This is a genomic window from Janthinobacterium rivuli (assembly GCF_009208735.1).
GTDB lineage: Bacteria > Pseudomonadota > Gammaproteobacteria > Burkholderiales > Burkholderiaceae_D > Janthinobacterium.
In genome coordinates, this window is sequence record NZ_WFLJ01000007.1 from 153934 (window position 1) to 175927 (window position 21994).

General features: G+C 65.6%; 21 protein-coding genes. 11 read left to right on the forward strand and 10 right to left on the reverse strand.

Annotated elements, in window-relative coordinates:
- Positions 1-43 precede the first annotated feature (43 nt).
- Both GCN78_RS11165 and GCN78_RS11170 read left to right on the forward strand, forming a co-directional pair.
- On the forward strand, positions 44-952 hold the full coding sequence (locus GCN78_RS11165) for an efflux RND transporter periplasmic adaptor subunit (RefSeq protein ID WP_152251768.1): 909 nt from the start codon (positions 44-46) through the stop codon (positions 950-952).
- Positions 949-1860: a LysR family transcriptional regulator gene (locus GCN78_RS11170; RefSeq protein WP_152251769.1), complete on the forward strand. Its 912-nt coding sequence runs from the start codon at positions 949-951 to the stop codon at positions 1858-1860. Before GCN78_RS11165 ends, GCN78_RS11170 begins: the two co-directional genes overlap by 4 nt.
- Before the next feature lie 9 nt (positions 1861-1869).
- Here GCN78_RS11170 and GCN78_RS11175 read toward each other — a convergent pair whose 3' ends face one another.
- The 6 genes from GCN78_RS11175 to GCN78_RS11200 form a co-directional block, all read right to left on the reverse strand.
- Positions 1870-2400, reverse strand: coding sequence for an ester cyclase (locus tag GCN78_RS11175; protein ID WP_226939579.1), 531 nt, complete (start codon positions 2398-2400; stop codon positions 1870-1872).
- A gap of 121 nt (positions 2401-2521) precedes the next feature.
- Positions 2522-3268: an SDR family oxidoreductase gene (locus GCN78_RS11180; protein ID WP_152251771.1), complete on the reverse strand. Its 747-nt coding sequence runs from the start codon at positions 3266-3268 to the stop codon at positions 2522-2524.
- Between the two features lie 81 nt (positions 3269-3349).
- A complete protein-coding gene (locus GCN78_RS11185) occupies positions 3350-3574 on the reverse strand; it encodes a hypothetical protein (RefSeq protein WP_152251772.1) in 225 nt (74 codons plus the stop codon).
- A 12-nt stretch (positions 3575-3586) separates the two neighbouring features.
- The gene (locus GCN78_RS11190; protein ID WP_076567474.1) at positions 3587-4258 is read right to left on the reverse strand and encodes a thiol:disulfide interchange protein DsbA/DsbL; all 672 of its coding nucleotides are present in this window, start codon (positions 4256-4258) and stop codon (positions 3587-3589) included.
- Positions 4259-4405: 147 nt separating this feature from the next.
- Positions 4406-5953, reverse strand: coding sequence for a TonB-dependent receptor (locus GCN78_RS11195; RefSeq protein WP_152251773.1), 1548 nt, complete (start codon positions 5951-5953; stop codon positions 4406-4408).
- A 141-nt stretch (positions 5954-6094) separates the two neighbouring features.
- Positions 6095-6985, reverse strand: a complete 891-nt coding sequence (locus tag GCN78_RS11200) for a LysR family transcriptional regulator (RefSeq protein WP_152251774.1) — start codon at positions 6983-6985, stop codon at positions 6095-6097.
- Positions 6986-7097: 112 nt separating this feature from the next.
- On the opposite strand from GCN78_RS11200, the gene GCN78_RS11205 reads away from it, so the two are divergent.
- Positions 7098-7901 carry a DODA-type extradiol aromatic ring-opening family dioxygenase gene (locus tag GCN78_RS11205; protein WP_152251775.1) on the forward strand — a complete coding sequence of 268 codons (804 nt, stop codon included), beginning with the start codon at positions 7098-7100 and terminating at the stop codon, positions 7899-7901.
- Between the two features lie 69 nt (positions 7902-7970).
- On the opposite strand, the gene ylqF is transcribed toward GCN78_RS11205, so the two are convergent.
- Positions 7971-8891, reverse strand: coding sequence for a ribosome biogenesis GTPase YlqF (ylqF, locus tag GCN78_RS11210; RefSeq protein WP_413465205.1), 921 nt, complete (start codon positions 8889-8891; stop codon positions 7971-7973).
- 285 nt (positions 8892-9176) lie between these two features.
- On the opposite strand from ylqF, the gene GCN78_RS11215 reads away from it, so the two are divergent.
- Both GCN78_RS11215 and GCN78_RS11220 read left to right on the forward strand, forming a co-directional pair.
- Positions 9177-9917 carry a hypothetical protein gene (locus GCN78_RS11215; RefSeq protein ID WP_152251777.1) on the forward strand — a complete coding sequence of 247 codons (741 nt, stop codon included), beginning with the start codon at positions 9177-9179 and terminating at the stop codon, positions 9915-9917.
- Positions 9918-10082: 165 nt separating this feature from the next.
- Entirely contained in the window at positions 10083-10463 is a 381-nt protein-coding gene (locus GCN78_RS11220; protein WP_152251778.1) for a hypothetical protein, read from the forward strand.
- 12 nt (positions 10464-10475) lie between these two features.
- Here GCN78_RS11220 and GCN78_RS11225 read toward each other — a convergent pair whose 3' ends face one another.
- Positions 10476-11402: a histone deacetylase family protein gene (locus tag GCN78_RS11225; protein WP_152251779.1), complete on the reverse strand. Its 927-nt coding sequence runs from the start codon at positions 11400-11402 to the stop codon at positions 10476-10478.
- A gap of 243 nt (positions 11403-11645) precedes the next feature.
- Here GCN78_RS11225 and GCN78_RS11230 point away from each other — a divergent pair, with 243 nt between their 5' ends.
- From GCN78_RS11230 to GCN78_RS11250, 5 genes are all read left to right on the forward strand, one after another.
- On the forward strand, positions 11646-12554 hold the full coding sequence (locus GCN78_RS11230) for an AAA family ATPase (RefSeq protein WP_152251780.1): 909 nt from the start codon (positions 11646-11648) through the stop codon (positions 12552-12554).
- A gap of 17 nt (positions 12555-12571) precedes the next feature.
- Positions 12572-13549, forward strand: a complete 978-nt coding sequence (locus GCN78_RS11235; RefSeq protein ID WP_193316692.1) for a DUF58 domain-containing protein — start codon at positions 12572-12574, stop codon at positions 13547-13549.
- The gene (locus GCN78_RS11240; RefSeq protein ID WP_152251782.1) at positions 13546-15567 is read left to right on the forward strand and encodes a transglutaminase TgpA family protein; all 2022 of its coding nucleotides are present in this window, start codon (positions 13546-13548) and stop codon (positions 15565-15567) included. The genes GCN78_RS11235 and GCN78_RS11240 overlap by 4 nt, the downstream gene beginning before the upstream one ends.
- Entirely contained in the window at positions 15558-16721 is a 1164-nt protein-coding gene (gene mltB / locus GCN78_RS11245) for a lytic murein transglycosylase B (protein WP_193316693.1), read from the forward strand. Before GCN78_RS11240 ends, mltB begins: the two co-directional genes overlap by 10 nt.
- Positions 16722-17159: 438 nt before the next feature.
- The gene (locus GCN78_RS11250; RefSeq protein WP_034751784.1) at positions 17160-17492 is read left to right on the forward strand and encodes a hypothetical protein; all 333 of its coding nucleotides are present in this window, start codon (positions 17160-17162) and stop codon (positions 17490-17492) included.
- A 102-nt stretch (positions 17493-17594) separates the two neighbouring features.
- Here the strand turns inward: GCN78_RS11250 and cysM are convergent, their stop codons facing one another.
- Positions 17595-18497 carry a cysteine synthase CysM gene (gene cysM / locus GCN78_RS11255; protein ID WP_034751785.1) on the reverse strand — a complete coding sequence of 301 codons (903 nt, stop codon included), beginning with the start codon at positions 18495-18497 and terminating at the stop codon, positions 17595-17597.
- A gap of 252 nt (positions 18498-18749) precedes the next feature.
- Between cysM and GCN78_RS11260 the strand changes: the two genes are divergently transcribed.
- A complete protein-coding gene (locus tag GCN78_RS11260) occupies positions 18750-20507 on the forward strand; it encodes an FAD-dependent oxidoreductase (RefSeq protein ID WP_152251784.1) in 1758 nt (585 codons plus the stop codon).
- Here the strand turns inward: GCN78_RS11260 and GCN78_RS11265 are convergent.
- Entirely contained in the window at positions 20504-21856 is a 1353-nt protein-coding gene (locus tag GCN78_RS11265; protein WP_152251785.1) for a M20/M25/M40 family metallo-hydrolase, read from the reverse strand. The genes GCN78_RS11260 and GCN78_RS11265 overlap by 4 nt on opposite strands.
- Positions 21857-21994: the final 138 nt, after the last annotated feature.

Sequence of the window (21994 nt, forward strand, 5' to 3'; positions counted from 1 at the left end):
AAATAAAAAAAATGTTCAATCTGATCAAGGAAGGGCTGCCGACATGGTAACCAAACTGACCCGCTATGCCATCACCCTGCTGCTATTGGCCGCCGCCCTGTGGATCGGCAAGACCGTCTGGGACCGCTACATGGAGTCGCCGTGGACGCGCGACGGTCGCATCAAGGCCGACATCGTCAACATCAGTGCCGACGTGGCCGGCACCGTCACGGACGTGCTGGTGCGCGACAACCAGGTGGTGCACAAGGGCGACGTGCTGTTCGTCGTCGACAAGGAACGCTATGTCAGCGCGCTGGCGCAAGCCGACGCCGTGCTGGCGGCGCAAAAAACGGAGATGGGCCGCCGCGGCAAGGAAGCGCAGCGCCGCGCCGGCCTGGACGCCAGCATCATCTCGACGGAAAGCCGCGAAAGCGCGGCCTTTGCCGCCAGCTCGGCCTCGTCGCAGGTGCAGGCCGCCGTGGCCGCCCGCGCCCTGGCGCAATTGAACCTGGAACGCACCACCGTGCGCGCGCCCGTCAGCGGCTACGTGACCAACCTGAACGTGCACAAGGGCGATTTCGCCGCCGTCGGCGCGGCCAAGCTGGCCGTCATCGACAGCGCCTCCTATTATGTCGTCGGCTATTTCGAAGAGACCAAGCTGGGCATGCTGGCGCAGGACGACAAGGCGGAAATGAATCTGATGAGCGGCGGCACCCTGCATGGCCACATCGAGAGCATCGCGCGCGGCATCACCGACCGCGACGCCGCCACGGGCCGCGAATTGCTGGCCGACGTCAATCCCACCTTCAACTGGGTGCGCCTGGCGCAGCGCGTGCCCGTGCGCATCCACATCGACGAGCAGCCGGCTGGCCAGCTGCTGGTGGCCGGCACCACCTGCACCGTGGTGATCACGCCCCATTCCGCGCCCCACTCGGCACCGGCACAGAAACCGGCGGCCGCGCACCCGGCATGAGCCGCGGCGGCGCCGGACGCCTGGCGGAAATCACCCTGTTCCTCGACGCCGCGGCGCTGGGCAGCTTTTCCGCGGCCGGCCGCAAGCACGGCCTGTCGCCGGCCGCCGCCAGCGCCGCCATCGCGCGCCTGGAAACGGCGCTGGGCGTCAGCCTGTTCGAACGCACCACGCGCCAGCTGCGCCTGACGGACGAGGGGCTGCACTACCGCCACTACAGCGAACAGGCGCTGGACTTGCTGACGCAGGCGGAAGACGGCTTGCATGCGGGCGGCGGCGCCGTGCGCGGCGTGGTGCGCATCTCGGCGCCGTCCGACATCGGCCGCCAGCTGCTGCTACCCATGCTCGACCGCTTTGCCGCGCTGCACCCGCAGGTGCGCCATGCGCTGACCCTGACGGACGCCACGTCCAACCTGGTGCAGGACGACATCGACCTGGCCATCCGCTACGGCGAGCTGCCCGACAGCGAGATGGTGGCGCGTCTGCTGCACCCGGGCCGGCGCGTCGTGTGCGTGGCGCCCGCGCTGGCCGCCAGGGTTGGCGTGCCGGCCACGCCGCGCGACCTGGCGTCGTTGCCGACGCTCGTGCTGACGGCGGGCGACGGCGCGCCGCAGGAATGGCGCTACCGCGAAGACGGCAAGCGCCACGGCTTGCGCCCGCAGGGGCACTGGCACAGCAACGATGGCGAAATCATCCGCCGCTGGGCCGTGGCCGGCCATGGCTATGCCTACAAATCCCTGCTCGACATCGCTGACGATCTGCGCGCGGGACGCCTGCAAACGGTGCTCGACGATTACTTTGCCGATAGCGTCCCCCTGAACCTGCTGTACCGGCGCAGCCGCTTCCCGCCGCCGCGCATCGCCCTGCTGGCCGACTTCCTGCTGCGGCAATTCGCAGCACTGCAAGCCTGAAGGTGATCATTACTGCGCCAGCACGCCCAGCTGGCGCAGCAGGGTCAGGTTGTCTTCCAGGTGCCAGTTGTCGCTGATGCGCCCCTGCGCATTGACCTGGTACAGATCAAACGCGTAAAAGTCGATGGCTTGTCCCTTGCCGCGCACTTCGCCCTGCGGCGTGGGGAAGACGCCCGTGAAGTGGCCCGTGAAATGCAGGCGCAGAGTGACACGGTCGCCTGCCACCAGCATGTCGTCGATGGCGACCTGCAAATCCGGCACGGCCGCGTGAAAGACCTGCGACGCCTGCAGCGGGCCGGCCAGTCCCTGCGGGCGGCCGGCGGGCAAGCTGCGATCGGTAAAATCGTCGGCCAGCGCCAGGCGCGCCAGGGCCGGATCGCCGCTCTGCCAGAACGCGGCATAGCGACGCGCCGCCAGGGCCACCTTGTCGGTGACGGCGGCGCCGGCAAGGTGGGCCGGCACGGGCAGGTTGGCGGCGGCATGGGCTGGCACGGCGGCCAGCAACGACAGGGCCAGGATGGCGGGAACAAAAGCGGACATGGTCATTCCAGGTGAGTTGATCGGCGTGCCTGCTGCAGATGGCACACCGCCATTCTGGATTGAATTGCCCCGCTTGATAATTGGCCTGTCAATTGAAGCAATCACTCGCCGCATTTGAAAATCAGCGTCCGCCCGCCACGTCGAGGATGCTGCCCGTCACATACGTCGCGCCTGGCCCCAGCAGGTACACGATGGCGTCGGCGATTTCTTCCGGCTGGCCGCCCCGCTGCATGGGCACGCCGGATGCCAGGCGCGCCACCCGTCCCGGTTCGCCGCCCGACGCGTGGATATCCGTATAGATGATGCCGGGCCGCACGCCGTTGACGCGGATGCCCTCGGCCGCCACTTCCTTCGCCAGGCCCACGGTCAAGGTATCGACGGCGCCTTTCGAGGCCGCGTAATCGATGTATTCGCCCGGGGAGCCGAGTCGCGCGGCCACCGACGAGACGTTCACGATGCGTCCGCCCTGCCCGCCGTTCGCCGTCGACATGCGCCGCACGGCCTGCTGACAGCACAGGAAATAACTGATCACGTTGGTGCGCAGCACGCGTTCGAGGCGTTGCGCGGAAATGTCGACGAGCCGGCATTTCCGCTCCAGCACGCCCACATTGTTGACCAGCGCCGTCAAGATCCCCAGGCGCGCATCGACTTCCGCAAACAGGCGTTCCACGTCTTGCGCATCGCTGACGTCGGCCTGCACGGCGATGGCTTCGCCGCCTTCGGCCACGATGCGCGCGCACAGTTCCCCGGCCGCCTGCGCATCGCGCACATAGTTGACGCACACGGCATAGCCCTGGCGCGCCGCCAGCAGGGCCGTCGCCGCGCCGATGCCGCGGCTGCTGCCGGTAATCAAGATCACTTCCTTCATCGTCCCTCCTCGATAGTTGTGGTTCCATCATACGCGGACGAAAAAAAACCCGCGCGCGGCGGGTTCTTGGTGCAAGCGCATTCAGTTTCTAAAATGCGTCATGGCGTACGTCAGATGCTGCCACCAATGCTCGCGCGACTGCACGGACGCCAGGCATTTCGCGTCGACCTCGTTCTTGAACGCGGGGTCCACGCAAGCCTTGGTGACCAGCGCATTGCGCTGATTTTCCACGTTGACGAGCGCCAGCGCCAGCCACGCCACGAGGGCGAGGGCCAGTACGCACAAGGTCCAGGGCAGCTGTTTCATGACGATCTCCGCTTACTTCTTCGCCGGCGCGGGAGCGCGCTCTTTCAGCACGCGCGCCACCAGTTCATCCATCACGCGCAGGGTCGCCGCCTGGGTCTGCGGCTCGGACTGGCCAGGACGCGACAACTGCGCCGGCGACGTGACGAAGCGGCCATCGATGACGATGGTCGGCGCGCTGTCGATCTTGCTGGCGGTGATCAGCTGTTCATTGCGTTTCAGCTTGGTCTGCACGCCGAAGGAATTGAACATGTCCAGGTATTTCGCCTTGTCGATGCCGTTCTTCACCAGCAGGTCGAGGATGGCGTCATCGCGGTTCAGGCGGTTGCGCTCGACGTGGATGGCGCGGAAGATCTTGTCGTGGAACTGGTCCAGCTGGCCCATCGCTTCCAGGGTGGCATAGGCGTGCGCCTGCGGATCTTTCGGGCCGGAGAATGCCAGGTGGATGCGGCGGAAGGCGATCTTGTCGCCCTGCTTCTTGACCCAGTCGTGCATCAGCGGATCGAGCGCGTAGCAATGCGGGCAGGAATACATGAAGTACTCCACCACTTCGACCTTCTTGCCCGTGTCCGTGCGCACTGGCGTCGGGAGCGTGGTAAAGCCGGTATCGGCCGCCATGGCGCCGCCGGTGGCGGCCACCAGGGTGACGGCGGCGAGCAGGGGACGCAAGAAACGCAGAAAACGCATAATAATCCTTCATCATAAAGTGGTCGTGAACGGGGCGAGATTACCACTTTTTGCCCTGTCCATTGAAGCCCGGGTAGAAAAAAGGCACTTTTACGCGCGCGGTTTGCGCCCGATTAAGCCGCTCTTAAGCGCCGCCGCGCCCCCGCCTCAGAAATGGTAGCGCGCCGAGACGCGCAGCTGGCGCGCATCATTGAGGTAAATGCTGGAGCGGCAGCCGGGCGCATCGCCGTAATGGCGGCGGTTGGCCAGGTTGCTGCCGGCCAGTTCCAGCTCCCAGGCGCCCAGCTTGCGCGCATAGCGCCCGTCCACGGTGGCGAAGGCGGGCACCTGCGCCAGGCAGCTGCCGGCGAAATCGGGGCCATAGCGCAGGGCGCGCAGCCACTGCACGCCCACGTCGGCACTGGCGCCGCCCTGCCCCGTCCAGGCCAGGCGCAGGCTGGCCAGGGTTTTCGGCACGAGGGCGATGTCCGGGCCGTCATAGGCGTAATCGTCATAGCGCGCATGCACCTGGCGCAGCTGAGCGTCGAGGCGCCAGTCGCGCGCCAGCGCCAGGCTGGCCTCGATGGCGATGCCGTCGCGGCGCGAGGGGTCGAGGTTGCCCGCAAAGCCCAGCTGGCCCAGGCTCTGGTCGAAGACGATCTGGTTGCTCAGGCGCTCGCTGAAGACGCGCACGGAAGCGCTGCGCACCGCGTCGCCGACGGTGGCGCCCAGCTCCATGTCGCGCCGCAGCTGGCCCGCCAGCGGGCGATAGCCGGCGCGGGTGTAGCCATCGTCGTCGATGTGGTAACTGCGCGCGGCCCTGGCGTACACGCTCAGTTGCGGGCGCAGTTGCAGGCTGCCCTGCAAGTCCCAGGCATTCTGGTTTTCCCAGTCGCTGCCGCCGACGGGCATATCGGCCGGATCGAGCTGGAACTGTTCATGCCGCAGCCCCAGCAGCAGGCGCGGGGCATATGCGCCGCCGAAGGCCAGTTCCTCGCGCAGCAGCAGCGCGCGCGAGTACTGGCGGCGCTGCGCATCGCCATCGCGGCCCGTCACGGCGCGGCCCGAGCTGCGCTGCCACTGCATCAGGTCCAGGCCCAGTTCGGTATCCGTGCCCACGCCGCCCACCTTGCCGTAATGGCGCAGACGGGGCGCCAACTGCCGGCGGCGGCTGTGGTATGTCGATTCGCTGCTGCCGTCCTCGCCCGCATAGCGGGCCGTGGCGCGCTTTTCCCGCTGCGACAGTTCCACGCCCAGCTCGAAACTGCCGACATAGCGCTGCACGAAGGCGCTGGCGCGCCGCACCTCATAGCGGTACAGGTCTTCCGGGCGGGCCGCCAGCAAGGCGAGGAACGGCGCCTCGGGCGCGGGATAGCGGGTGTCCTGGTTCAATTGCTCGGCGCTGAAGCCGAAGCGGCCCTGGCGCACCTTCCATTCCGCGCCGCCGTCGAAGCCGCGCTGGTGAAACACGCTGCCATCGCGGTAATTGCCATTGCGCAGCCCGTCCATGGCCACATCGAGCGTCATGCCGTCCTGCTCGCGCGACAGGGCGCCGCGCACGCTGTGCTGGCCGCCCTGCGCCAGTTCGGCGGACAAGTCGCCATGCGTGACGCCGGCCGCGCCGCCATCCGCGCCTTGCTGCGCGCACGCCGGCATGGCCAGGGCGCACAGCAAGGCGCGCGTGGCGATGGTCAGGGCGGAAGGGGCAGGCATCATGGCGGAAAGCTGGGTGCGCTCCGGGGCGCGCACGCACGGTAGCAGCAAGGATGGCAAAAGCGAATCATTATACGCAGGGCGCGCGGCGCCGCAAGCCGGGGGACAGCGGCCGGCGGCGCATCGACACCTGGCCACCGGCCCTCAGCTTCCCAGGCGCCCTTCTTCGGCGAGGAAGTCGATGAAGGTGCGCACTTTCGAGGACAGGTAGCGGCGGCTCGTGTAGACGGCGTACACCTTGCCGCCCGCCAGCCTGAAATCGTCGAAGAGGCGCACCAGCCGCCCCGCCGCCAGGTCCGCATCCGTCTGCCACGATGGCAGCAGGGCGATGCCCATGCCGTCCAGCGCGGCCGCGTGCAGCAGGCTTTCGTTATTGCATTGCAGCACGGGAGAGAACTTCACCGTCGTGCGTCCCTGTGCCCCGTCGAAGGCCAGCTCATTACCGTTCGCCAGCAAGGAATAGCTGATCATGGCGTGCTGTGCCAGGTCCGGCGGCAGGTGCGGCTGGCCCGCGCGCGTCAGGTAGGCGGGCGCGGCCACCAGGTGGAATTCGATGCTGCCGATGGGCCGCGCGATCAGGGTCGGCGATGGCGTCTGGCTCACGCGCAGGGCCAGGTCGAAGCCCTCTTCCACCAGGTTCACCACGCGGCCGCTCAGGTCGATGTCGAACGTGACTTCGGGAAAGCGTTCACGGTAGGCGGCCAGGGTGCGCGTAAAGATGGCGTTGGCGAACCACACGGGCGCGCTCAGGCGCAGCATGCCGCGCGGCACCACCGTCGTGCGGCCGACCGTCGCCTCCACCTCGTCGAGATTGTCGAGCATCTCGCGGCACTGTTCAAAATACACCTTGCCGATTTCCGTCAGGCTCAGGTGGCGGCTGCTGCGGTTCAGCAGCCGCGCGTCCAGGTGGCGCTCCAGGTGCATCACGTGCTTGCTGACCATGGCCGGCGACAGGTCCAGGCGCTCGCTGGCGCGCACGAAACTGTCCAGTTCCACCACGGCGCGAAACACGCGCATGCTGCGCAAGGTATCCATGACCATCCCATCATCAACAAAATGGAAATGATATATCAATAATTGCGATCTTGATCAACTGGCCACGCATGACTATCATCGATAGCATCAGTCATTCCACTTCGGAGCCGCCATGCAAGAGCACACCTTCCCCACCTACTTCCTGTCGCACGGCGGCGGCCCGTGGCCGTTCATGAAAGACCAGTTCGGCGGCCGCTACGACGTGCTTGAAGCGTCCTTGCAGGATATCCCGCGCCAGGTCGGCGCGCGGCCGAAAGCCGTGCTGGTCGTCACGGCGCACTGGGAAGGGCCGCAGTTTCTCGTCTCGGCCAGTCCCCGGCCGGGCATGATTTACGATTATTCGGGCTTTCCGCCGCACACGTATCAGATCCAGTACCCGGCGCCCGGTGCGCCGGAACTGGCGGCGCAGGTGAAACAGTTGCTCGACGCTGCCGGCCATCCGGCGCGCCTCGACCATGAACGGGGTTTCGACCACGGCACCTTCAGCGCCCTGTTCCCCATCTACCCGCAAGCCGACATGCCGCTGGTGCAATTGTCGCTGAAACACGGCTACGATCCGCTCACGCACGTCGAGGTGGGCCGCGCGCTGGCCAGCCTGCGCCGGCAAGGCGTGCTGATACTGGGCAGCGGCCTCAGTTATCACAACCTGCGCCAGTTCGGCCAGGCCGGCGCCGCCGCTTCGCACCAGTTCGACGCGTGGCTGCGCCAGGCCATGGCCCTGCCGCCGGCGCAAAGGCTGGAACAGTTGCTGGCCTGGGACCAGGCCCCGGCCGCGCGCCAGGCCCATCCGCAGGAAGACCATCTGCTGCCGCTGATGGTGGCGCTGGGCGCGGCCGAGCAGGAAGCGGCGCACGTCGTGTACCACGAGGAGGATTTCTTTGGCGCGCTGGCCGTGACCAGTTTCAAATTCGGATAATCGGATAGCGCATGAAAAAAGCGCCGCGACATTGCTGTCGCGGCGCTTTTTGCATGGAGAAGCGGTAACTTACGTGCCGCGCTTGCCGCGCGCCGCATTCTTCGCCTTTTCGGCGGCGATCTCCGCTGCCTTGGCCGCTTTTTCCGCCATCTCGGCCGCGTGCTGGGCCAGCAGGGCCGCGCGCGTGTCCGGCGTTTCCAGCGAAATGCGTCCGAGGATACCGCTGCGGTAGTCGAGCAGCAAGGTGTGCGACGCTTTCTCGAAATCGTAGTCGCCGCCCTTGATACGGAAGCCGCGCTTGGCGGCGATGCCCTCGACCACGCCGATGGCGTCGACTTCATCGACCTTGGTGCCGTAGCGGGCCGCCAGCAAGTCCGGGTAGCGCTTGAGCAATTCCTCGGCCAGGAACACGGCCACTTCCTCTTCGATCAGCGCGTTCGAGCCGATGGCGTGGCTGGCCGCCAGCATCAGGCCGTCGCTGGGGATGGCGATCTTCGGCCACAGCATGCCAGGCGTGTCGACCAGAATCGTGTTCTTGTCCAGGTACAGCTTTTGCTGCATTTTGGTCACGGCCGGCTCGTCGCCCACCTTGGCCACGCGCTTTTTCAGCAGCGCGTTCATCAGGGTCGACTTGCCCACGTTGGGAATGCCCATGATCATGATGCGCAGCGGCTTCGTCGGCACGCCGCGGTGCGGCGCCAGCGATTTGGCCAGGTCCGGAATGCGCGCCACGTCGCCCGGCTTCTTGGTCGTCATCGCATACGCGGTCACGCCTTCCTGGGCATTGAAATAGGCCACCCAGGCGGCGGTCGCGGCAGGATCGGCCAGGTCGGTCTTGTTGAGGATTTTCAGGCAAGGACGCTGGCGGAACAGGCGCAGCTCGTCCACCATGGGATTGCAGCTGGCTGCCGGCAGGCGCGCGTCCACCACTTCAATCACCAGATCGGTGTTTTCCATGGTCTCGGCCGCTTTCTTGCGCGCCGCGTTCATGTGTCCTGGGTACCATTGTATCGCCATGCTCTTGCTTTCAAAATCGTTCGGTCAATCCGCTATTTTACGTGGTTGCCGCCACGACGTCGCATTTTCCGCCGCCAGCGCCAGCCGTGCGACACGAACGAGACAATTGGTGATAATTTGGCAGTTACTTGAATGATAAGATCCGCAGTCCGTCCGGCCTGGACGGTTTCCACATCGCAAGCTTAACCTGGCACGCATTCCATGCACTTTTCCCGCTTTTGCCTCCTCGCCTCCCTTTACGCCTGCCAGCTGCCCGCCATGGCCCAGGAACCAGCGGCGGCGCCGGGCGACCCGGCAAAGCAGGAAATGCAGCAGATTGTCGACGTGCAAGGCACACGCGATCCCGACCTGCGTCCCTACCGCACCATGCTCAAGGGACTCGACGCGTATGCCGACCACCAGCGTCTGGCGCCGGGCGCGCCGCTGCGCTTCATGCTGATCCCCGCCACGCCCCAGGCCAGGCTCGATGGCGTGACCCTGCACCTGTCGGCCGACAATCTGTCGATCCCCGTGCCGCTGGCGGCGGACGGCGGCTTCACCTTGTCGCGCGACAAGACCGCCTACGATGCGAATGCCGACCTGGTCAGCAACAAGAAACGCGACACCTTGCGCTGGCGCGCCGACATCCACACGCCAGGCCTGCCCGCGAACGTGCGCCGCCTGGGCGACTTGCGCCTGGAATGCGAAATCCGCTGGGCCGTCGAGCAGGATGACTTGCCGTTTGTCCGGCGCAACCTGTTCCGCCTGGCGGGCGGGCCATGCCACTCGTCGCTGATCCACGTGCCATTTCCCGTGATGCGCAAGCTGCTCGCCGTGCAGGCGCGCTCGGGCGAGCGCACGCTGGACATCCGCGTCACGCAAGACCGGCAGCGCTATGTGCCGCCGCTGCATGACGTGAACTGGGACGACAATACCCTGCTGACCCTGACCTATGGCGACGACGGCAACATGACCGGAGCCGCCCCGGCAGCGCCCTTGCAGGCAACGCAGCGCCAATAAAGCACGCCCGGGAAGCCAGGTCAAATATTTCCACATGGATTTTTATATTTACTGAAAGAAACAAAAAAGTATGCTCTAATATCGCCTCTTAAATGAAAAGCAATTATTTTCCAGGCTGGCTCCCGCCACGCGCAGGGAGATAGCAATGGGGAACTCGGCGATATGATGATGGAACACACTGGCAAGGCGCCAGCGGCATGCGAACGTGGCGGTGCGCGCCCGGCCAAGGCGGCGCCCAAGCGCGTGCCGCGCAATGGCAGCCTGTTGCAATGGAAAAAGGAATGCCGGCAGTTGCAGGGGCAGGTGGCGCAGCTGGAAGAGCGCCTGAAACGCCAGAGCGCGGACAGCTATGGCTTGCAAGTGCTGTATGACCAATTGGTCAATGAAATCAAGCACCACCGCGACATGTTGCAGCTCGACAGTTTTGATGCGGATAAATCATCACTCGTCTACACGCAAGCCTGGCGCCGCTTCATGGCCGGCGACGCGCTCGACTATCAGACGCACCGCCACACGAATTCTCGCAGCCGCCCCAGCCTGCTGTAGTCAAGCGCCCCCTTACAGTTCCGCCAGCGCCTTCACGTGCGCGGCCACGCTGCGGCCCAGGGACGACAGATTGTAGCCCCCCTCGAGACAGCTGACGATGCGGCCCTTGCCATACAGATGGGCCACGGCCATCATCTGCTGCGTCAACCACGTGTAATCGGCCTCCACCAGGCCCATGCCGCCCACGTCGTCTTCGCGGTGGGCATCGAAACCGGCGGAAATAAAAATCATCTGCGGCCGCTGCCGGTGCAGCGCGGGCAGCCAGTGGTCGAGCACCAGCTGGCGCACGGCGTCGCCTTTCGAGCGGGCGGGCACGGGCACGTTGACGCGCGTATCCGTGTAGGACTCGACGTCGCTGTATGGATAGAACGGATGCTGGAAAAAGCTGACCATCAGGATGCGCGGATCATTTGCCACGGATTCGGCCGTGCCATTGCCATGATGGACGTCGAAATCGACGATGGCGACGCGCTCGAGCCCGCGCACGTCGAGCGCATGCTTGGCGGCGATGGCGACATTATTGAACAGGCAAAAACCCATGGGTTCGCTGGGCCGCGCATGGTGGCCGGGCGGGCGGATCGCGCAAAAGGCGTTGCTGATCTCGCCATCGATGACGGCGTCCGTGGCCGCCACGGCCGAGCCGGCGGCGGCCAGCGCCGCCTCGTAGCTGTGCGCGTTGAGCAAGGTGTCGCCATCGAGCGGATAGTAATCACCCTCCGGCGGCACATTGTCGCGCACCAGGCCGATGGCCGTGGCGCTGTGGTTGCGCTCGATATCGGACAGTTGCGCGCGCACGCCGTCGCGGTGCTCGACCAGGTCACTGATGTGCGCGAGGATCAATTGATCGTTGATGGCCTGCAAGCGGGCCGGCGATTCCGGATGCCAGTCGCCCATTTCATGGCGCTGGCAATCGGGATGGGTATATATGGCTGTACTCATGCGCTGTACTGGTTACCTCTGTCTCTGCTCTCTATCCATACCGGGAACGCGCGCCGGAACACTGCAGAGCATTCCTGCCTGCCTGGCGCGTTCTCGCATAAAATCACTGGCTGGTCTGTGCCGCCCTTGCCGCCTTTGCTGTCACGCTAATCTACCACGAGCGCGCAGGCGGCGGGCGGCGCCGTTTGACCTGGCCAAAGCGATTGTAAATTAAATAATCCGTCTTACTGTGATAGAAATAGCATGTTTTCGAAAATACACCAGGCCGCACAGCAGATCGGCGAAGTTCTCGTCGGCAAACACTTGCAGATCCGCCAGACCCTCGCCTGCGTGCTGGCCGGCGGCCACCTGCTGATCGAGGACGTGCCCGGCGTGGGCAAGACGACCCTGGCGCACGCGCTGGCCATCTCGCTGGGCCTGCAATGGAAGCGCCAGCAATTCACCAGCGACCTGCTGCCCGCCGACGTGGCCGGCATGAGCGTGTATGACCGGGGCAGCGGCAGCTTCATCTTTCATCCTGGCCCACTATTCACGCAGGTGCTGCTGGCCGACGAGATCAACCGCGCCACGCCGAAGACGCAATCGGGCTTGCTCGAAGCGATGGAAGAGCGGCAAGTAACGCTCGACGGCGTCACGCGCGCGCTGCCGCAGCCGTTTTTCGTCATCGCCACGCAAAACTGCGCGCACCAGCTGGGCACCTTCCCCCTGCCCGAATCGCAGCTCGACCGTTTTCTCATGTGCGTCACCCTCGGCTATCCCGATGCGGCCGCCGAACGGGCGCTGCTGCTGGGCGCCGACCGCCGCGCCATGCTGCACACCTTGCCGGCCGTGATGAACGCGGAAGAATTGCTGCAGGCCCAAGCGGGCTTGCGCGCCATCCACGCCTCGCCTGCCGTCGTCGACTATGTGCTGGCCCTCGTGCATGCCACCCGCGTGCCGGGCGTGTTTGCCGATGGCCTGAGCCCGCGCGCCGCGCTGGCCCTGCTGCAGGCGGCGCGCGCCTGGGCCGCCCTGGCAGGACGCGACCACGTCACGCCCGACGACGTGCAAGCCGTATTATTACCCGTCTGCGCCCACCGCCTGCATGCGGCGCAAGGGTCCGCGGACAGCCGCAACCTGCTGCAGCAATTGCTGCTGGCAACCCCCGTCTGACCGCAATGCGCCCGCGCATGATCCGCTGGCTGCCGGCGCGCCCCTGGCTGGGCGCGCAGCGCGTGCACATCCGTCCCTCGCGCGCGGGGCTGGCCTTTGCCGCGCTGCTGCTGGCGCTGTGGATCGCCGCCGTCAATTACCGCCTGGGCCTGGGCTATGCGCTGACGTATTTCGCGGCCGCCTGCGCCATCGCCGACATGCTGTTTGCCAGCCGTAACCTGGCTGGCCTGGCGCTGGCCGCCACGCCGGGCAAGCCCGTGTTCGCGGGCGGCCAGGCCACGTTCACCTTGCGCCTGATCAACCGCAGCGCCCGACCGCGCCATGCGATCCGGTTGGCCATGCACGGCTCACCGGCGGCGCCCAGCCTGGCCGATATCGCCGCCCACGGGGAGACGGCCGTCGGCATCGTCGTGGCGGCGCGGCAACGCGGCTGGCTCGATGCGCCTTCCGTGCGCCTGTCGGGCAGCTTTCCGCTGGGCCTGTTTATCGCCTGGTGCCATTGGCAACCCGACGCGCGCGTGCTCGTGTATCCGCAGCCCGAGCATGACGCGCCCCCGCTGCCCTGGCCTGCCGGGATGGAACAGCCGGCAAAGCAGACGCCGCAACAGCCACGCTCGTCCGGCGGCGCCCTGGAACTGGCCGGCGTGCGCGCCTACCGGCCAGGCGATCCCTTGCACCGCCTGGCCTGGCGCCAGATCGCCCGCCATGACGGCGAGCATTTATTCAGCAAGCAATTCCAGCCAGCCGCCGACGCGCAAACGGGCGCAGCCCGTGGCGGCATCCTGCTCGATCACGCCGCTTTACACGCGCTGGCGCCGGAAGCGCGCCTGTCGCGCCTGGCCGCCTGGGTGCTGCAGGCGGAACGCACGGGCTTGCCATATGGCTTGCGCCTGGGCGCGCTGATCTTGACGCCGGCCCTGGGCGCCAGCCAGCGCGACGCCTGCCTGCGCGCGCTGGCCCTGCATGACTTACCTCCCAGCAAGGAGTCACCATGATCCGCTGGTTCAACAGCTTGCCGCGCGAGAAGGCCGACATCGTGCTGCTGTTGCTGGCCGCCGCCATGGTGCTGGCGCCGCACGCGCTGCACCTGCCCCCATGGCTGTCGGCCGCCGCTGCCGCGCTCCTGCTGTGGCGCGCCGTCATTACCGTGCGGGGCCGGCGCCAGCCGCCGCTGGCCGTGCTTGCGCCGCTGGCCCTGTTCGGCATCGCCGGCGTCTACGCCAGCTATGGCAGCGTGCTGGGGCGCGATGCGGGCGTGGCCATGCTGGCCTTGCTGCTGGCCTTGAAATCGCTGGAAATGCATGGCCGGCGCGACGTCTTCGTGTTTGTCTTCCTCAGTTTTTTCCTGCTGCTGGCGAACTTCTTTCATGCGCAAGGCATCCTCAGCGCCGCCTGGATGCTGGCCACCGTCATCGTCCTGCTGGCCGCCCTGCTGTCGGCCCAGTACGGCGCCGTGCAGCCGCGCCTGGTGCAAAGGCTGGGCTTGCTGGGACGCCTGCTGGCGCTGGCCCTTCCCCTGTCGGCCGTGATGTTTCTTGCCGTGCCGCGCATCGACGGCCCCCTGTGGGGTGCCGCCCCCGAAGGCGCGCAGGCGCGCACGGGCTTGTCCGACAGCATGCAGCCAGGCGCCATCGCCTCGCTGGCCCTGTCAAGCGAAGCCGTCTTCACGGCCCGCTTTTCCACGCCGCTCCCGCCGCAAGACCAGCTGTATTGGCGCGGCGTGGTGCTGGGCGACTTCGACGGCAGCACCTGGACGCGCAGGGGCGCGAAGGGGCGCGCGTCTGCCAGCGACAACCGGATCGACATCGCGCTGGAAGGCCAACCCAGCAATTATGAAGTGAGCTTGCAGGCGAGCGGCCAGCGGCGCATCTTCGCGCTCGACGTGCCGCGCAGCATCGAACGCCTGCCCGGCAATCCCTACGTCGTGTCGTCCACGCTGGAAGTGCTGACCGTCCAGCCCATTACCTCGACCGTGCGTTACCGCGTCAGTTCCCAGCCCCGCTACCGGCTGCAGGCCGTCTTGTCTTTTGCCCAACAGCGGCCATGGCTGGCCTTGCCCGCTGGCAGCAATCCGCGCAGCGTGGCCTGGGCCCGCGCCTTGCGCGGCCATGGCACGCAAGCGCTGGCGCCATCCGACGCCATCGCCGCCGTGCTTGAGCACTTCCGCCGCGCGCCCTTCCGCTACACCCTGCAGCCGCCGCTGCTGGGCAAGCATGGCGTCGACGACTTCCTGTTTGGCACGCAGGCGGGCTTTTGCGAACATTACGCGGGCAGCTTTGTCGTGCTGATGCGCGCCATGGGCATTCCCGCGCGCGTCGTCACGGGCTACCAGGGCGGCCTGCGCAACGGGGCCGACAACAGCTTGAGCGTGCGCCAGTCCGACGCCCACGCCTGGAGCGAAGTGTGGCTGGCCGGCCGCGGCTGGGTACGCGTCGATCCCACCGGCGCCGTCGCGCCCCTGCGCACGCAGCGCAATCTCGATGCCGCCCTGCCGCCGGCCCCGTCGCCGCTGACGGCATGGCGCGCCCTGGCCGGGCTCGATGGCGGCGCGCACGGCGCGGTGGCCGCGTGGCGCCAGCAATGGCAACAGGCCGAGCACGCCTGGAGCAGCTGGGTGCTCGACACGACGCCGCAACGCCGGCGCGCCATGCTCGATGGCTTGAAAAACTTGCCAGCGACCAAGCTGGCACTCGCTTGCGCCGTGCTGGCCCTGCTGTCCGCCATGGCCGGCGCACTGGTCTGGTGGCGCCAGGCCCGGCAGGGCGATCCGTTCGACGCCCTGTACGCGCGGTTTTGCCGCCAGCAGGCGCGGCGCGGCTACAGCCGTGCGCCGCACGAGGGCCCGCACGGTTATGCTGCCCGGCTGGCCGCGGGCAAGGCCACACCCGAGGCGCACGCCGCCATCGCACAGTTTCTGGCAATCTATGCCGCAATGAAGTATGGTAATGCCAACCCAGATGAACAACTCCGCGCGCGGCGCAGCTTGCGCCGCCTGTTAACCCAATGCCGATGAGACGCTCCTTGTTACCGATCAAAACCTCCGCCCTGTCCCTGCTCCTCTCCCTTCCCCTGTGCCTGTCCACCGCGCACGCTGGCGAAAACAGCCATATTTCCGCTGCCGACCGCGCCCGTGCCGTGCGCGCAGCGAAGGCGCCGCCCGCCAAGGCGGCGGCCAGGAAGGCACCGGCGAAATTCGACTTCGAAGGCGAATTCGTCGACTATGCCAACTGGAAGGAAGTCCGCGCCTTCCTCGACGACATGTCCGCCAAACATGGCTTTGACCGCGCCGAGCTCGATACCCTGATCGGCAAGGTGCGCTATGTCGAGTCGACCGTGCAGCTGATGAAGCCGGCTCCGCCGGGCAAGCCGAAGAACTGGCAAGCGTACCGGGCCCGCTTCATCGAGCCGGTGCGCATCAATGCGGGCGTGAAATTCTGGGAAGAGAACGCGGAAGCGCTGGCACGCGCCGAACGCGAATATGGCGTGCCGGCCGAGATCATCGTCGGCATCATCGGCGTGGAAACCGTGTACGGACGCAACACGGGCCGCTTCCGCGTGCTCGACGCGCTGACCACCCTGGCGTTTTCCTATCCGGACAGCCCGACCCGGGCCGCGCGCATGGAGTTTTTCAAGGGTGAACTGGAAAACGCGCTGCTGTACGCGCGCAAGGATGGCATCGATCCCTTGACCTTGCTCGGCTCGTATGCGGGCGCCATTGGTCTGCCCCAGTTCATGCCTAGCAGCATCATGAAATATGCGGTGGACTTCGATGGCGATAGCCACATCGACCTGCGCAATTCCACGGCCGACGCCATCGGCAGCGTCGCGCATTTCCTCGTCGAGCACGGCTGGCGGCGCGATGACCCGGCCATCAGCACGTATCCCGTCACCGTGTCGGCCAGCCGCGCCTGGGAAAAATTCATCGGCCAGGGCTTGCAAGCCACCTACCGGCTGGGGCAATTGCAGGAAGCCGGCGTGAGCACCGTCTCGACCACGCCCCAGAACATGTTGTTCGGACTGATCGATTTGCAAAATGGTTCAGAAGCAACTGAGTATCACTTGGCAACCAATAACTTCTTTGCTATAACTCAGTACAACAGAAGTTATTTTTATGCCATGTCAGTGATCGACTTGGGCCGGGCCATCAGCCAAGTGCGCGCACGCTAACCGAAAGTCAGTGTAAAGTTATAATATTACTTGTAAGAAAGCGTAAGGGATGTTGAAGCGGCCAGAAAACAAGTCTATGGTAGGGCCGATAACATGTGCCAGCCTTGCTCGCCAGCCTGGGTACCGCACGGAATGCAGAAATGGTTTTATACTTAACTTTTGTCAAAGTACAATTTTTGTTCTATCATAGAGCATAATAAAGAATAAATAGGTGTTGCAACTAGACAACACCGATTTTGTACAAAGCAAGATTTTCGGGCTTTCCCGCTTGAAATTGAATCCTGCTGTACAATTGTGTATATATCATGAAAAACTGTATCCCGGATCGTACCGTGTGTGAATTCGTTCCTTTTAGTAAAGAATGAACATGAACGCAGCAAGAGCGAGCTCCGAGTGTTTTTTACTTTGCAGTGCAACTACAGAAGGAACATTAACATCATGACAAACCAAGTCGGCATTGATATGAACAGCGATTCGGACTCCGACGATCTGCTGCAGTACAACCCAAACAGATTGCTCGATACCCTGATCGAAAACCTGCGCCTGAAAAACGACGCAGCCCTGTCGCGCGCACTGGAAGTCGCGCCACCAGTCATCAGCAAAATCCGCCACCACCGCCTGCCGGTCGGCGCATCGCTGTTGATCCGCATGCACGAAGTCAGCGACCTGAGCATCCGCGACCTGCGTTACCTGATGGGTGACCGCCGCAACAAATTCCGCATCAGCGACAAGCAATTCAAGCCAAAAGAAGGCGAAACGCCACAAGGCTGATCCTGCCAGTTTCGCAGGTTTTCCCTCCCCGCCATGGGGAGGGGGTAGTTTTCAGCCGTTCTCAGGCCGTCCTGGCCAACATCAGTTCCATGACTTCAGCCATTAGGCAGGAAACACGCCGGTCGACAGATAGCGGTCGCCGCGGTCGCACACGACAAACACGATGGTCGCGTTTTCCACCGTTTGCGAGATGCGCAGCGCGATTTCGCACGCGCCGGCCGCCGAGATGCCGCAAAACAAGCCCTCTTCCGCCGCCAGGCTGCGCGCCATGCGCTCGGCCACGCCCTGGCTCACGTATTCCACCTGGTCCACGCGCGACTTGTCGTAGATTTTCGGCAAGTATGCTTCCGGCCATTTGCGGATGCCGGGAATCTGCGAACCTTCCTCGGGCTGGGCGCCGATGATCTGGATGGCGGGATTCTGCTCTTTCAAGTAGCGCGACACGCCCATGATGGTGCCCGTCGTGCCCATGGCGCTGACGAAATGCGTGACCCGGCCTTCCGTGTCGCGCCAGATTTCCGGCCCCGTGCTTTCATAGTGGGCGCGCGAATTGTCTTCGTTGGCGAACTGGTCGAGGATCACGCCACGGCCATCCTTCTGCATCTGCTCGGCCAGGTCGCGCGCATATTCCATGCCGCCCGTCTTCGGCGTCAATAAAATGTCGGCGCCGTAGGCGGCCATGCTCTGGCGGCGCTCGACGCTGAGGTTATCCGGCATCAACAGCAGCATCTTGTAGCCGCGCAAGGCGGCGGCCATGGCCAGCGCGATGCCCGTGTTGCCGCTGGTCGCCTCGATCAGGGTATCGCCCGGCTTGATGACGCCGCGCTCTTCGGCGCGCTTGAGCATGGACATGGCGGCGCGGTCCTTCACGGAGCCAGCCGGATTATTGCCTTCCAGCTTGCCCAGGATGACGTTGTTGCGCGCAAGCGCATCGGCACCCGGCAAGCGCGTCAGCTGCACCAGCGGGGTATTGCCTATCGTATCTTCAAGTGTCTTGTAAGCCATCGTGTCTGTTTGAGTAGATTCAACAAAGACCCATTCTAATATGAGATGCTGGACGGCGTATCGCTCATCGGCGACGGCAGCCGGGCCAGCATCCGCGTCCGGCCGCAGCGCCAGATGCCGCACGGCGCCTGCCGCGCCGGCATTTCCGGGCGTGCGCAACGGGTATTGCGGCAGGCGCGCGCCGCATGCGCTAGACTCGTCACTGTTAGTTATTTTTGTTATTTGCTTATTCAGCCTCCGAACGGACTCGCCATGGCCAGCAGCACACCCGAATTCATCCCCGAAACGACGCAGGACGATCCCGTCCAGTTCACCACACTCGACTTGCAGGGCCGCAGCCACCAGGTCTCGCCCGTCTTCAATGCGCTCGAACTGCAGCGCTTGCAGCGTTATGGCACGCGGCGGCGCTTTGCCGATGGCGAGACGCTGTTCGAGGCGGGCAGCAGCAGCTTCGGCATGCTGGTAATACTGTCCGGGCGCGTCAGCATCACGCGCCACGAAGTGCTGGGCCAGGCGTCGCTGCTGCGCGAAGTGGGCGTCGGCCACTTCATTGCCGAAGTGGCGCAGTTGTCCGGCCGCCCCACCCTCGTCAACGGCCGCGCCGTGGGCGCCGTGGAATTGCTCGACATCAGCTCGGAATCCTTGCGCGCGCTGATCGTGGCCGAGGCGGAGATGGGCGAACGCATCGTGCGCGCCCTGATCCTGCGCCGCGTGGCGCTGATCGAATCGAATTCGGGCGGCCCCGTGCTGGTGGGGCCGCGCGGCAATGGCAATCTGTTCCACCTGCAAAGCTTTTTATCGAGCAATGGCCATCCGCACACGGTGCTCGATCCGTCCACCGATGCGGCCGCCGCCGCGCTGGCCGAGCGCTACCAGCCCACGCCGCAGGAGTGGCCGCTGGTGGTCTGTCCAGACGGCAAGATCATGAAGAATCCCGGCAATGTGGAACTGGGGCGCTGCCTGGGCATGCTGCCCGACCTGTCCGGCGACAAGATCTTCGACGTGCTGGTGGTGGGCGCCGGTCCCGCCGGCCTGGCCACGGCCGTGTATGCGGCCTCCGAGGGCTTGTCCGTGCTGGCGCTGGAACAACGCGCGTACGGCGGCCAGGCCGGCGCCAGCGCGCGCATCGAAAATTACCTGGGCTTTCCCACCGGCATTTCCGGCCGCGCCCTGGCCGGGCGCGCCTTTGTGCAGGCGCAAAAGTTCGGCGTCGAGATCGCCACCCCGGCCAGCGCCGCCAACTTGCTGTGCGACACCTGGCCGCTGCGCGTCAACCTGTGCGACGGCACGCAGGTGCGCGCCCGCACGGTGGTGCTGTCGTGCGGCGCGCGCTACCGCCGCCCCTCGCTGGCGAACCTGAAAACGTATGAGGGACGGGGCGTGTATTACTGGGCCTCGCCCATCGAAGCCAAGCTGTGCCGGCAGGAAGAGATCATCCTGGTCGGCGGCGGCAATTCGGCCGGCCAGGCGGCCGTGTTTCTTTCCGGGCACGCGGCCAGGGTCCACATGGTGATCCGCGGCGCAGGGCTGGCGGCCAGCATGTCGAGCTACCTGATCGAGCGCATCGCCGCCACGCCCAACATCACCCTGCACACGCACACGGAAATCATCGCCCTCGAAGGCGACGACGATGGCTTGACGGAGGTGCGCTGGCGCAATAATCAAACGGGCGAAGAGTGCGACTGCGCCGTGCGTCGCGTGTTCCTGTTTGTGGGCGCCGATCCGAACACGGACTGGCTGCACGACTGCGCCGTCGCCGTCGACGAACAGGGCTTCATCCGCACGGGCTTCGACGTCACGCGCGCCGAATGCCGCGCCCACGGCCATGCCGTATATCCACCCGACCTGCCGGACCGGGCCGCGCTGGAAACGAGCGTGCCGGGCGTGTTCGCCATCGGCGACGTGCGGGCCGGCTCGACCAAGCGCGTGGCCGCCGCCGTCGGCGAAGGCGCGGCAGTCGTTTCCCAGATTCACGGATTTCTGGCGCGCCTGCCAGCCGACAGCGCCTAACGCAAGGGCATGGGGTATGTTGCCACGCTGACGTTGCCATCTTTGTCGATGGCCTGGACGCCGAAGAAATAGTTGTCTTTCGACAGCTTGACCCTGGCCTCGGTGACATTGCCCACGTCCTGCGCGCCCTGCCACTGGTCGGCCGTCGTGGCGCGCCACACGATGCGGTAGCCGGCCAGGTCCGGTTCCGTATTCGGCTGCCATACCAGGGTAGTGGCGTTTTCCAGCTGGGCCGTGCGCACCTGGACGCCGGCGGGTGCGGCCGGCGCCAGGGCCAGCGAGGCGAGCGCCGCCGCATTCACCCTCGCCACTTTCGCCACGTAGTCATAATCGACGAATTGCGGCAAGTCGCCGTACTGCACGCCATTTTCCACGCGCACATCCTGGTGCTGATGGGAAAAATCCTCGTGCGGCTCCGTGAAACGCAGCGCCGCGTAGCCTTGCGCGAGGAAGGGCATGTGGTCGCCGCCGCGCAGGTAGCGGTCGGCGCGCTGGATGACGTTGACCTTGAAGCCGGGCACATAGCGCTCGCCCACCTGTTTCACATGGCGCGCCAGCTGGCGCGAGATGGAATCGTTTTCGCCGCCCGTCGCCACCAGGGCGCGCACGCCGTCGCTCATTTCCTTCACGGCCGGGATGCCCTCGGCAAACAGGCGCACCTGGCCGCCGTCGACCGTGCCATCGTCGGCGCGCGAACTGCCGATGATGTCGTTATTCAGCATGCCTGCGATGTTGAGCTTGTTCAACTTCGCCTGCTGCGCCCAATGGCCGGAACCGAGCAAGCCCTGCTCCTCGGCCGCCACGGCCATGAAGACGAGCGTGGCGTCGAACTGGTAGCGCGCCATCGCGCACGCCATCTCGATCACGGCCGCCGTGCCGGACGCGTCATCGTTGGCGCCCGGCGCGTCGCCCTGCGCATCCATCACGTCCGTGGCGCGCGAGTCGTAATGGCCGCTGACGACATAGATGCGCCCGGCCGACTGCGGCTGGCTGCCCGGCAGGGTCGCCACCACGTTGACGATTTCCGTCGGCCGCGCAATGCGTTTCGACACGGGCGCCACATGGCTGTCGAACGCCACCTGCAAGCGCCCGCCCGCCTGCGCGCCGCAACGCTCCAGCTCGGCCTTGATCCAGCGCCTGGCCGCGCCGATGCCGCGCGTGTCGGACACGGTATCGGACATCGTGTGGCGCGTCTGGAAGCCCACCAGCTTGCGCACATGCGCCTCGATGCGCTGCGGCGATATCTGCGCCACCACGCGCTCGATCTGCTGCTGCGCCGGTTCGGCGCCCGCCGCCGCCACGCCCGCCGACAGCATGGCTGCCGTCATTGCCGTCAAAATCCGTACCATGCGTGCATCCCCCGATGATTGATTGAGCTGGCCATTCTCGCATTTTTGACGGCAGGCAAGGATGTTCCAGGATGAAAATCGTGCATTATAGAAACTGCTACAATCGGCCACTCCCCGTCCGCTCACGAAAGACACCCG